This is a genomic window from Bradyrhizobium sp. BRP56 (assembly GCF_020194035.1).
Classification (GTDB): Bacteria; Pseudomonadota; Alphaproteobacteria; order Rhizobiales; family Xanthobacteraceae; genus Bradyrhizobium; species Bradyrhizobium australafricanum.
This window is the reverse complement of sequence record NZ_JADYVV010000015.1, coordinates 12,096-24,648: the sequence shown is the minus strand read 5'-3', so window position 1 is coordinate 24,648 and position 12,553 is coordinate 12,096. Positions and strand designations below refer to the sequence as shown.

The following is a 12,553-nucleotide window of genomic DNA, read 5'->3' as shown; positions in this document are numbered from 1 at the left end:
GGGAGATACAGCCATGACCGCCAGCATCGTGGGTTGGGCGCACACGCCATTCGGAAAGTTCGACGCGGAGACCGTTGAGGGTCTCGTGGTCAAGGTCGCCAACGAGGCGCTGGCTGACGCCGGCATCGCCGCGTCCGATGTCGACGAGATCATGCTCGGCCATTTCAACGCCGGCTTCTCGCCCCAGGATTTTACGGCCTCGCTGGTGCTGCAGGCCAATCCGGCGCTGCGCTTCAAGCCGACCACCCGGGTCGAGAATGCCTGCGCCACCGGATCGGCCGCCGTGCATCAGGGCATTCGCGCCATCGAAGCCGGCGCCGCGAAGATCGTGCTGGTGGTCGGCGTCGAGCAGATGACGAAGACGCCGGGCCCGGAGATCGGCAAGAACCTGCTCAAGGCGTCGTATCTGCCCGAGGATGGCGACACGGTCGGCGGCTTCGCCGGCGTGTTCGGTAAGATCGCGCAGGCCTATTTCCAGAAATACGGCGACCAGTCGGATGCGCTGGCGATGATCGCCGCCAAGAACCACAAGAACGGCGTCGCCAATCCCTATGCGCAGATGCGCAAGGATTTCGGCTTCGAGTTCTGCCGCGCCGAGAGCGACAAAAACCCGTTCGTCGCCGGACCCTTGAAGCGCACCGACTGCTCGCTGGTCTCGGACGGCGCCGCCGCGTTGGTGCTGACCGATGCCGAGACCGCCAAGACCATGGGCAAGGCGGTGAACATCCGCGCCACCGCGCATGCGCAGGATTTCCTGCCGATGTCGAAGCGCGACATCCTGCAGTTCGAAGGCTGCACCACGGCCTGGCAGCGCGCGCTGCAGAAGGCCGGCCTGCAGCTCTCCGATCTGTCCTTTGTCGAGACCCATGACTGCTTCACCGTCGCCGAGCTGATCGAATACGAAGCGATGGGCCTGACGCCGAAGGGACAGGGGGCGCGCGCGATCATGGAAGGCTGGACCCAGAAGGACGGCAAGCTGCCGGTCAATCCGTCCGGCGGCCTCAAGGCCAAGGGCCATCCGATCGGCGCCACCGGTGTCTCCATGCATGTGATGAGCGCGATGCAGCTCACGGGGCAGGCGCCCGAGGGCATGCAGCTCAAGAACCCGCAGATCGGCGGCATCTTCAACATGGGCGGCGCCGCGGTCGCCAACTACGTCTCGATCCTCGAGCCGGCGAAGTAGCTTGAACATTGCCGAATGGCTGGCGGCGACGGCACGGGCGCGTCCCGACGCGCCGGCGCTGCTGACCGGTTTCGATCTCGACGCCGACTACGCCACCTTTGCCCGCCGCGCCGCCTCGATCGGGGCGGCGCTGGCGCGCGATCACGGCGTTGCCGCGGGCGACCGCATCGCGCTGTTTGCGTCGAACTGCACGCAATATCTCGAATGCCTCTACGGCATCTGGTGGATCGGCGCCGCCGCGATCCCGATCAATGCCAAGCTGCACGGCCGAGAGGCGGCATGGATCTGCGGCAATGGCGGTGCCAAGCTCGCCTTCGTCTCCGATGACACGATCGGTGCGTTGAAAGAGGCGAAGGACGACTGCCCCGCCGGCATGACCATGCTGTCGGTCGACAGCGACGCTTACAAGACGATGCGAAGCGGCGAGGGCCCACCTGCGCCGCTGCCGCGCGAGAGCAACGATCTTGCCTGGCTGTTCTACACATCGGGCACCACCGGCCGTCCCAAGGGCGTGATGCTCAGCCACGGCAATCTGGTCGCGATGTCGCTGTGCTATCTCGCCGACGTCGATCCGGCGACGCCGCACGATGCCTCGCTCTATGCCGCGCCGATCTCGCATGGCGCCGGCCTCTACAATTTCCCGCATGTCCGGATGGGCGGCCGCCACGTCGTGCCGGAGTCCGGCGGCTTCGATCCGGATGAGGTGCTCAACCTCGGCCGCCAGCTCGACAATGTCGTGATGTTCGCGGCCCCCACGATGGTGCGCCGCCTGGTCGATGCCGCGAAGAAGCGCGGCGAGAACGGCGAGGGGCTGCGCACCATCATCTATGGCGGCGGTCCGATGTACACGGCCGACATCACCGATGCGATGGCGACGATGGGCCAGCGCTTCGTGCAGATCTATGGCCAGGGCGAGTCGCCGATGACCATCACGGCGCTGTCGCGCGGCTGGCACGCCCGGAGCGATCATCCGCGCTATCTCGAACGGCTGGCTTCGGTCGGGCTGGCGCAGAGCGTCGTCACCGTGCGCATCACCGACAGGGACGGCAACCCGCTGCCTGCCGGGGAGACCGGCGAGATCGAGGTCAAGGGCGCGACCGTGATGCTCGGCTACTGGAACAATCCCAAGGCCAATGCCGAGACGCTGAAGGACGGCTGGCTGCGCACCGGTGATGTCGGCCGGCTCGATGCCGACGGCTTCCTCACGCTGTCGGACCGCTCCAAGGACGTGATCATCTCCGGCGGCACCAACATCTATCCGCGCGAGGTCGAGGAAGCCCTGCTGACCCATCCCGATGTCCGCGAGGTCTCGGCCGTCGGCGTGCCGGATCCGGAATGGGGCGAGATCGTCGTCGCCTGCGTCGTGCTGGCCGACGGCGCCGCCGCCGACGACGGCAAGCTCGACGCGCATTGCCTCGCCTCGATCGCCCGCTTCAAGCGGCCGAAGCGCTATGTCTATCTCGGTGCACTGCCGAAGAACAATTATGGCAAGGTGCTGAAGACCGCGCTGCGGGAGATGCTGGCCAAAGGCATGGCCTAAATCGCGGCGAGGCTGGGTTGAATCGAAAACATCGAAAACAACCCCATGCACAGTAGGGATTGGGGTCACTAAAGCGGTTAAGGGATAGGCCGCCGCCTCCCGCCGCGCTAAGCTGCCCGTGCTTGTCACCGGGAGAACGGACCATGGGAATCGAGACGTCTCTGTCGCTGTCGGAAGTGAACGATCGCATCGCGATCCTCCGGGACAATATCAGGCAGCTGATCGAGCAGGCCGCGGGCGCAGCCGGCGCCGAAGTCGAGGAACGCATCGCCGAGCGGCTCGAGCAGCAGAATGCGGAACTGGAAAAGCTCCTGAAGGCGCGCGAGGTGATGACGGGGCAGTCGCCGGCATAAGGGCGGCGGTGAATCCGCTTGGTTTTGCCCACCCTGCGTTCCGCCGTACGGAAGCGGCCCGGCCGCAGCCATGCATACGCCCATACGCCCAGCGCAGCTTGATCTCTTGGAATAGCTCCCGTTACTAGCTCCATAACCACGACATCCGGGAGCGAACAGGACGATGGGACCACTGCAGGGTATCAAGGTCGTCGACATGACGACCGTGCTGATGGGACCCTACGCCACGCAGATGCTGGGCGATTACGGCGCCGACGTCATCAAGGTGGAATCGCCCGATGGCGACGTGACGCGGCAGATCGGCCCAACGCGGCATCCCGGCATGGGACCGGTGTTCCTCAACACCAACCGCAGCAAGCGCTCGGTTTGCCTCGATCTGAAGAAGCCGGCGGGGCGCGAGGCGGTGCTGCGGCTGATCGCGAAGGCCGACGTGCTGGTCTACAATGTGCGCCCGCAGGCGATGGCGCGGCTGCAGCTCGGCTATGACGTCGTTTCCAAGGTCAACCCGCGGCTGATCTATGCCGGCGTGTTCGGCTTCGGCCAGGAGGGACCTTATGCCGCCAAGCCCGCCTATGACGATCTGATCCAGGGCGCGACCGCGCTGCCGGCGCTGATGGCCCAAACGTCGGACGGCGTGCCGCGCTACGTACCGAATGCGCTGGTCGATCGCATCGTCGGCCTCACCGCGGTCGGCGCGATCTGCGCGAGCCTCGTGCATCGCGACCGCACCGGGCAGGGCCAGCGCGTCGACATCCCGATGTTCGAGACCATGGCCGGCTTCGTCATGGGCGATCACATGGGCGGCCTGACTTACGATCCGCCGCTCGACAAGGGCGGCTATGCGCGCCATCTGTCGCCGGACCGGCGGCCGTACAAGACGCTCGACGGCTATATCTGCGTGATCGTCTACAACGACAAGCAGTGGGAGAACTTCTTCAAGGCGACCGGCCGCGACGATCTGCGCAGCGATCCGAAATTCGCGACCTTCGCCGGCCGTGCCACCAATATCGATGTCGTCTACGCCGAGCTCGCCCGCATCCTGCAGACCAAGACCACCGCAGAGTGGAACGAGATCCTCGAAAAGGCCGACGTGCCGGTGATGCCGATGCACGATCTCGAGAGCCTGCTGGAGGACCCGCATATGGTCGCGACCGGCGTCTTCCCCGTGGTCGATCATCCGACCGAGGGGCGGATCCGCAGCATGACGCCGTCGGCGCGGTGGTCGGAGACCAAGGTCGAGCCGAGCCGGCTGGCGCCGCGGCTCGGCGAGCACAGCGCGGAGATCTTGCGGGAGGCAGGTTTCTCCACCGAGGAGATCGCGGCGATGGTGCGCGACGGCGCCGCCAAAGCGGTGCAGGCATAGGAGCACGACAGATGGATTTCGCACTCTCCGCCAACCAGGAATCGATCCGCGATGCCGTCGCCAAGATCTGCTCGCGCTTTGACGAAGCCTACTGGCTGAAGAAGGACAAGGAGGGCGGCTATCCGGCCGACTTCCACCGCGCGCTGGCCGATGCCGGCTGGCTCGGCATCTGCATCCCCGAGGAGTATGGCGGCTCCGGGCTCGGCATCACCGATGCCGCGATCATGATGCGCACGATCTCCGAATCCGGCGCCGGCATGTCCGGCGCGTCCGCGGTGCATATGAACGTGTTCGGGCTCAATCCGGTGGTGGTGTTCGGCACCAGGGAACAGTGCCAGCGCATGCTGCCGCCGATCATCGACGGCCGCGACAAGTCCTGCTTCGCGGTGACCGAGCCCAATACCGGCCTCAACACCACGCAGCTCAAGACCCGTGCGGTGCGCCAGGGCGACAAATACATCGTCAACGGCCAGAAGGTGTGGATCTCGACCGCGCAGGTCGCCAACAAGATCCTGCTGCTCGCGCGCACCACACCGCTGGAGGAGGTGCGCAGCCCGACCCATGGCCTCAGCCTGTTCTACACCGATTTCGACCGCAAGCGCGTCACCGTGCACGAGATCGAGAAGATGGGCCGCAAGCCGGTCGATTCCAACGAGCTGTTCTTCGAGAATTTCGAGATCCCGGTCGAAGACCGCATCGGCGAGGAGGGCCGCGGCTTCGAATACATCCTGCACGGCATGAATCCCGAACGCATCCTGATCGCGGCCGAAGCCGTCGGCCTCGGCCAGATCGCGCTGAAGCGGGCGTCGGAATACGCCAAGGGTCGCATCGTGTTCAACCGTCCGATCGGCATGAACCAGGCGATCCAGCATCCGCTGGCGAAGTGCTGGATGGAACTGGAGGCCGCTTGGCTGATGGTGCTGCGCGCCGGCTGGCAGTATGACCAGAACCTGCCCTGCGGCCCCGCGGCGAACTCCGCAAAATATCTCGCGGCGGAAGCCGGCTTCCATGCCTGCGAGCAAGCGGTGATGACCCATGGCGGCTTCGGCTACGCCAAGGAGTATCACGTCGAGCGCTACCTGCGGGAATCGCTGATCCCGCGCATCGCGCCGATCAGTCCGCAGCTGATCCTCAGCTTCATCGGCGAGAAGGTGCTCGGCCTTCCGAAGTCGTATTGAGATGACGCAAGTCATTGTAGGTTGTCATTCCGGGATGGTCCGAAGGACCAGACCCGGAATCTCGAGATTCCGGGTTCGATGCTTCGCATCGCCCCGGAATGACGCTCTGAGATAGGTGCGCTGACATGAGCTTCGTCACCGGCGTCGGCCTCACGTCCTACGGCAAACATGAGGGCCTGTCCTCGCTAGACCTGATGAGCAAGGCGGCTGAGCTTGCGATCTCCGATGCCGGGCTGAAGCGCTCCGACATCGACGGCATCCTGTGCGGCTACTCCACGGTCTCGCCGCACATCATGCTGGCCACGGTCTTCGCCGAACACTTCGGCATTCGCCCGTCTTACGCGCACGCCGTGCAGGTCGGCGGCGCCACCGGGCTTGCGATGACCATGCTGGCGCATCACCTGGTCGACGCCGGTGTTGCAAAACACGTGCTGGTGGTCGGCGGCGAGAACCGACTGACCGGGCAGAGCCGCGACGCCTCGATCCAGGCGCTGGCCCAGGTCGGGCATTCCGATTACGAGGTGACGCTGGGGCCGACGATCCCGGCCTATTACGGTCTGGTCGCGACGCGCTACATGCATGAATACGGCCTCACGCAGGAAGACCTTGCCGAGTTCGCGGTGCTGATGCGCAAGCACGCGCTGACGCATCCCGGCGCGCAATTCCACGAGCCGATCACGGTTGCCGACGTGATGGCCTCCAAGCCGGTGGCGATGCCGCTCAAATTGCTCGACTGCTGCCCGGTGTCGGACGGCGGTGCGGCCTGCGTGATCAGCCGCGAGCCGACCGGCGAGCGGCAGGTCCGCGTCCGCGGCTGCGCCCAGGCGCACACCCATCAGCACGTCACCGCAGCGCCTGCGCTCAGTGAGCTCGGCGCCGAGATTTCGATCACGAAAGCGAAAGACGTGTCGGGCGTCGCGATCCCGGACGTGCGCTACGCCGCGGTCTATGACAGCTTCACGATCACGCTCGCGATGCTGCTGGAGGATCTCGGCCTTGCCGGGCGCGGTGAGGCGGCGGCGCGGGTGCGTGCCGGCTATTTCAATCAGGATGGCGAGATGCCGCTCAACACCCATGGCGGCCTGCTCAGCTACGGCCATTGCGGCGTCGGCGGCGCGATGGCGCATCTGGTCGAGACCCATCTGCAGATGACCGGCCGCGCCGAAAATCGTCAGGTGCGCGACGCCTCGGTGGCGCTGCTGCACGGCGACGGCGGGGTGCTGTCGTCACATGTCAGCATGTTCCTGGAGCGCGTGCGATGAGCGGACCGATCGTGGACTGGACCAAGGGCACTGAAGCCATCGTCTACCAGACCTGCAACGGTTGCGGCGCGCGGCAATATTTCCGCCGCGGCTTCTGTGCCGCCTGCGGTTCGCCCGATCTTGCCGAGCATCGCGCGAGCGGGGCGGGGACGGTGTATGCGACCTCGCTGGTCTGCCGCGCCGCGACGCCGGAGACGCGGGCGCATGTGCCGTACAACATCGTGCTTGTCGATGCCGACGAGGGCTTTCGCATGATGGCCCATGGCGACCACGGCCTTGCCATCGGCGACAAGGTCGCGGCGCGCTTCACGCAATTCGCGGGACGGCTGGTTCCGTATTTCGCAAAGGCGAAATGAGGGGCTGAACGATCCAGTCAGAACGCAAGACCAGGCTGAACAGGTTCGCTCTTGCCCCTCATAGTTTGCGGATAACCTGTTTGGGCATGATCTTTCGGAAAACCGCTACACACTTTTCCGGATCATGCCTCAGTGCCAATAAAAGATGAAGCTGGCGATGACGAGCATTGCCGTCACCGCCAGCATTTGCGCAAGCGCTTCCGAGGCCGCCCTCTTGGTGGCTTCCTTCATGCGTTTCCCCTAGACTTGGGCGTGACTCATCGTTGCGCGAATTGCGCGCAAGACGGCCGGATTTTTTACTCGGAACACCCCGCGTCGAGTATTCGCTTTTGACGAGTCCCCACTCAGCGAATATCGACTGTGACAGCGTTGTCTGGGAATGCGGCGGCAATTTGACTCGCGCGTGTTGCTCCTGCGACAGCAGCCCGTCCAGAGCGCTTTCGAGCGAAGTGGATGCCAGTTCGAGTGAAGAAAACGCGTCAAAACAAGGATCTAGAGCTCCGTTCCGATTTCATCGGAACGGAAAAAGCTCTAGTGTTTCGGAACCCGACAAAAACGACAGCAAGATCAAGGTTAGGAAATGGCCCGTATCGACTACTTCGATCCCGCAAAGGCAAGCCCGCGGACCCGCGAGATCCTCGACAAAAACCGCAACGCCAACATCTTTCGCATGATGGCGCATTCGCCAAGTTACTTTGAGCAGTATTGCCGGCTCGGCGGCGCGATCCGCCACAAGGGCGAGCTCGATCCCGTCGTCCGCGAGCTTGCGATCACGCGCACCGGCATTCTCTGCGAGGCGCCCTACGAGATCGTCGCGCACAAGCGCATCGGCAAGAATGTCGGCGTCACCGACGAGCAGAACGCCGCGCTTGAGGACTGGCAGTCCGCGACCTGCTTCAACGAGGTGCAGCGCGCGGCGCTCGCCTTCACCGACGAGATCGTCAAGCTGAAGAAGCCGACCGACGCGACCTTCAGGGCGATCGCGGTGAAGCTGACGCCGGCCGCGCTGATCGAGCTGCAACTCTCGGTCGGGTTCTACATCATGACGTCGAAATTTCTCGAGACGTTCGAGATCGACATGCAGCCGGTGACGGAAGTGGTGAGCTGAGCGGATCGCGTCGCGGAGTCCTTCGCCTCGCCCCGCCTGCGGGGAGAGGCCGGAGCGCATGCAGCGAAGCGGAATGCGGTCCGGGTGAGGGGGAATCTCCGCGAGTCTAACTCGAAGTTATTTTGCGGATGCAGCCCCTCACCCTGACCCTCTCCCCGCGAAGGGCGGGGAGAGGGAGAACAGAGAGACCTACCCCGACGTCAGCAGATCGACCTTGGCATTCGCCACGATCAGCCGATCGGCGAGGATCTGCGCGAGGTTGCGCATGATCCGCTCGCCGGCGCGCGGATGTCGCTCGCGGAAGCGCTCGAAATCCTCGATCGTCACTTCGTAGGTGGTCGCCGACATGTCGGCGACCACGTTCGCGACCCGCTTCGGCTCCAGCAGCGCCATCTCGCCGAACGCCATGCCGGCAGTCAGCGTTGCGAGCCGGATGCCGTCCGGCAGGGTGACGTGGACCACGCCGCTGCGGAGGAAGAACAGCGAGGTGGCCTCGCTGCCCGCGGCGATAACCTTTTCATTCTGCTGGTAGGTCCGGACCGTGCAAAGCGAGGTGAGATCGGCGATCTCGGCTTCGCTCAATCCGGCGAGCAGCGGCTGCTCGGAAAGCTCCGTGGTCTCGAGGAAGTCGATCGAGCCGCCATAGCGGTAGACGATCTGGTCCTCGGCCCACTCGATCGCGGTGTCGAGCAGATAGAAATCCCTGATATTGCCGAGCCGCCTGGTCCACTCGCTGATCGTGGCCCATTCGCGCGAGGTCCGCTTGATGCCGGAGAGGATCACGGTGACGCCGAGCTCGGCGAGCTCCTGGAACGCTTCGGCCACCAGCCTTGCGCCGGCACGGGTCGTCGCGGTGACGCGGCGCAAATCGAAGATCACGAATTCGGGCCGCGGGCTGCCGGCGAGGCGGCGCGAGACATAGTCGACATTGGAGAGCGACAGGGTGCCGACCAGCTCGATCACACGAACCTCCTGGAAGTGCCTTGCCAGGATCTCTTGCTCCTGCGGCCGGCGCACCCGCCGCGACGGGTTCTTGCCGATATTGTAGTCGGCAATGATGCTGTGGCGGGCGTCGTCGCTGCGGTTCAGTATATGCAGGTCGTAATGCGCCGACAGCGTCTCGCACACCTTGATGCCGCGCACGCTGTTGCCGTGCTTGTCGAGTTTTGGCGAATAGCTGCCGAGCCCGAGCCGCGCCGGCAGCGCCGCCAGAATGCCGCCGCCGACGCCGCTCTTGGCGGGGATGCCGACGCGGTAGATCCATTCGCCGGCGTAGTCGTACATGCCCGACGAGGTCATCACCGACAGCGTGCGCGCGATGGCGTAGGGCGTCACGACCTGCTCCTCGGTCAGCGGGTTGATGCCGCGATTGGCGAGCGTTGCCGCCATCACGGCGGTGTCGCGCGCGGTGACCAGGATGGAGCATTGCCGGAAATAGACGTCGAGCACCGCAGGCACGTTCTCGGTGATCACGCTGTTGGTGCGCAGCAAATAACCGATCGCCCGGTTGCGGTCGCCGGTGGCGCTCTCGGAGGCGTAGACCGCCTCGTCGACATCGAGCTCTCGGCCGGCGAAGCGGCCGAGCGCCTGGCGGATGTAGTCGAACGCGCCGTCGCCCTTGTCGGCGTGGAGCAGACCGGAGCAGGCGATCGCGCCGGCATTCACCATCGCATTGAACGGATGGTTCTCGGCATTGAGCCGGATCGAGTTGAAGGGGTCGCCGGACGGCTCGACGCCGATCACGCTTTCCACCCGCTCGGCGCCCAGCGTGTCCAGCGCCAGCGCGAACACGAACGGCTTCGACATCGACTGGATGGTGAACGGCACCCTGGTGTCGCCGACCTCGTAGACGTGGCCGTCGAGCGTCGCCAGGCTGATGCCGAAATGGGCAGGGTCGGCCTTGCCGAGCTCGGGGATGTAGTCGGCCACCGTGCCGGCGGCCTCCGGCAGGAAGTCTGCGTAACACGTGTGCAGAAACCGCAGCAGCGGCGGCTTGGAGCTGGACCAGGCCGTGGTGGTGGCGGTGACGGGAGGAGGCGATCGTTTCATCGCCTCCTGTTGTGCAACGCAATCAAGGCGCGCGCAACTGGTTCGGAACCAGCGCCTGACGGCGGACCAGCAGCAAGGCGATCAGCACCGTCGGGGCGAGGATCGCGAGCCCCAGCAGCGACACCTGCAGCTGCGACAGCGGGTTGATGCCGCCGCCGGGCGTCGCGAGCACGAAGCCGCCGATCACCAGCAGCACCCGGAGCGGCCATTCCAGGGCACCGGCGCCGCGAAGGTCGCCGACGAACGCCTGATAGCCCTGGATGCCGCCGCAGATGAACAGGGTGCCGCACGCCGCGAGCGCCATCAGGCCGAGGCCGGCGAGATAGGGGCTCGGTCCCTGCATCACCAGCGCCGGGTTCAGCACGAAGAAGAACGGGATGAAATAGATGATGCTGCCGACCCACATCGATTCCCATCCGGTCTTCATCGCGGGCGAGCCGGCGATACCGGCCGCAGCGAAGGAGGCGATCGCCACCGGCGGCGTGATCGACGACAGCATGCCCCAATAGAAGATGAACATGTGCACCGCCATCCGGTTCAGCCCGAGCTTCTCCAGCGCGGGCGCGACCAGGATGGCGAGGAAGATGTAGCAGGCGGTGGTGGTCAGCCCGAGGCCGAGGATCAGGCTGGTGAAGGCGCACATCACGAGCAGCAGGAACGCGTTGTCGCCCGCAAGCGTCAAAAGATCGTTGGCGAGGCTCGAGACCACGCCGGTCATCGAGAACGCCCCGATCAGCAGACCGCAACCGGCGAGGATGCCGACCAGCTCGACGAAGGTGCGGCCATTGACCTCGAGGAATTTTCCGATCGTCCCGAGCGTCCAGCGGCTCTCCTTGGAGAAGATCTGGTTGAGCACCAGCAGCAGCGCGGTGGCGTAGAACGGCGCGTGGCTTTCGCGCTTGAAATACAGCAGCATCACGATCAATAGCGCGATGACGAAGACGTAGTACCAGCCGTTCTTGATCGTATCCATCACGCGCGGCAGCTCGGCGCGCGGAATGCCCTTCAGCCCGTGGCGCGCGGCGTAGGAGTCGACCTGCATGAACAGGCCGACATAGTAGAGCGCCGCAGGAATGATCGCGGCCACCGCGACCTCCGCGTAGCTGATGTTGAGGAACTGCGCGATCACGAACGCGGTGGCGCCCATCACCGGCGGCGCCAGCACGGCGCCGGTGGAGGCGCAGGCCTCGATCGCGCCGGCATAGGAGGCGCGGAAGCCGCTCTTCTTCATGACCGGGATCGTCATCGTGCCGGCGGTCAGCACGTTGGAGACGATCGAGCCCGACATCATGCCGAGCAGGCCGGACGCGAAGATGCAGACCTTGGCGGCACCGCCGCGGAACGTGCCGCACAGCGCGAAGGCGAGGTTGATGAAGAATTTTCCGGCACCGGTCATCATCAGCGCGGTGCCGAACACCAAAAAGCCGATCACGGTGTCGGCGAAGGCCTGGATCGGAATGCCGAGCAGGCTCTCGCCGGACAGCACGTGATAGGCGGTGGTCTGGTCGAGCGTGAGCTGCGAGCCGCGGAACGGGCCGAGCCAGCTGGCCTCGGCGAACAGCGGATAGACGGTGAAGGGCAGCACGCTGAGCAGGAGGCTCCAGCCGCCGGTCCGGCGCAGCGCCTCCATCAGCATCACCCACATCACGAGGCCGGCGATGATGACGTTCCTCGGGGCGCCGTCGGACTCCCAGCCATATTGCGCCGCCTTGCGCACGTTCAGCATCAGCCAGATCGAGGCGGCGAAGGTCGCCACGGCAAGCGCGAGATCGTACCAGGGGATGCGGTTCAGCGGCGCGCGCTCCGATCCGGGGAAGATCAGGAACGTGAAGGGCAGCATCAGCGCGATCAAGAGATAGAAATATTCGGTGTTGAGCTGGGTGTAGTCGATGAAGAAGCGCAACGAGAATTGCTGGTTGATGCAGAGCAGGATGGTTGCGGCGGTTGCGACCACCAGCGCCCAGCGCCACACCCCGCGCAGGGTGCGCACGCGCGTGACCTCGGCCTCCTGCAGATTGTCGAGACCGGCATGCGGATCTTCAAACTCGATTCTTTTCGCAGGCGCAGCCGCGGCGTTCTCGGGCATTACGCATCCCCCAATGTTGTCCGTTTTGCCCGTAGCCTAGAGCATGATCCGGAAAAGTGCGAAGCGGTTTTCCGG

10 protein-coding genes are annotated in these 12,553 nt (G+C 65.0%); 8 read left to right on the top strand and 2 right to left on the bottom strand.

Features of this window, described 5'->3' with window-relative positions:
• Positions 1-13 precede the first annotated feature (13 nt).
• The 8 genes from I6F38_RS13125 (at position 14) to I6F38_RS13090 (ending at position 8,343) form a co-directional block, all read left to right on the top strand.
• Positions 14-1,183 carry an acetyl-CoA acetyltransferase gene (locus I6F38_RS13125; protein WP_028344634.1) on the top strand — a complete coding sequence of 390 codons (1,170 nt, stop codon included), beginning with the start codon at positions 14-16 and terminating at the stop codon, positions 1,181-1,183.
• Position 1,184: 1 nt separating this feature from the next.
• Positions 1,185-2,723, top strand: coding sequence for an AMP-binding protein (locus I6F38_RS13120; RefSeq protein WP_225160624.1), 1,539 nt, complete (start codon positions 1,185-1,187; stop codon positions 2,721-2,723).
• 143 nt (positions 2,724-2,866) lie between these two features.
• Complete coding sequence (locus I6F38_RS13115; RefSeq protein ID WP_057019739.1) at positions 2,867-3,076, top strand: hypothetical protein; 210 nt, start codon at positions 2,867-2,869, stop codon at positions 3,074-3,076.
• 163 nt (positions 3,077-3,239) lie between these two features.
• Entirely contained in the window at positions 3,240-4,439 is a 1,200-nt protein-coding gene (locus I6F38_RS13110) for a CoA transferase (RefSeq protein ID WP_225160623.1), read from the top strand.
• A gap of 11 nt (positions 4,440-4,450) precedes the next feature.
• The gene (locus I6F38_RS13105) at positions 4,451-5,617 is read left to right on the top strand and encodes an acyl-CoA dehydrogenase family protein (RefSeq protein WP_016847185.1); all 1,167 of its coding nucleotides are present in this window, start codon (positions 4,451-4,453) and stop codon (positions 5,615-5,617) included.
• A gap of 125 nt (positions 5,618-5,742) precedes the next feature.
• The gene (locus tag I6F38_RS13100; RefSeq protein WP_225160622.1) at positions 5,743-6,879 is read left to right on the top strand and encodes a thiolase family protein; all 1,137 of its coding nucleotides are present in this window, start codon (positions 5,743-5,745) and stop codon (positions 6,877-6,879) included.
• The gene (locus I6F38_RS13095; RefSeq protein WP_225160621.1) at positions 6,876-7,235 is read left to right on the top strand and encodes an OB-fold domain-containing protein; all 360 of its coding nucleotides are present in this window, start codon (positions 6,876-6,878) and stop codon (positions 7,233-7,235) included. Before I6F38_RS13100 ends, I6F38_RS13095 begins: the two co-directional genes overlap by 4 nt.
• Before the next feature lie 580 nt (positions 7,236-7,815).
• The gene (locus I6F38_RS13090) at positions 7,816-8,343 is read left to right on the top strand and encodes a carboxymuconolactone decarboxylase family protein (protein ID WP_225160620.1); all 528 of its coding nucleotides are present in this window, start codon (positions 7,816-7,818) and stop codon (positions 8,341-8,343) included.
• 189 nt (positions 8,344-8,532) lie between these two features.
• Here I6F38_RS13090 and glsA read toward each other — a convergent pair whose 3' ends face one another.
• Complete coding sequence (gene glsA, locus I6F38_RS13085) at positions 8,533-10,392, bottom strand: glutaminase A (protein WP_225160619.1); 1,860 nt, start codon at positions 10,390-10,392, stop codon at positions 8,533-8,535.
• A 22-nt stretch (positions 10,393-10,414) separates the two neighbouring features.
• Positions 10,415-12,478, bottom strand: coding sequence for a TRAP transporter permease (locus I6F38_RS13080; RefSeq protein ID WP_038384113.1), 2,064 nt, complete (start codon positions 12,476-12,478; stop codon positions 10,415-10,417).
• Between the last annotated feature and the right edge of the window lie 75 nt (positions 12,479-12,553).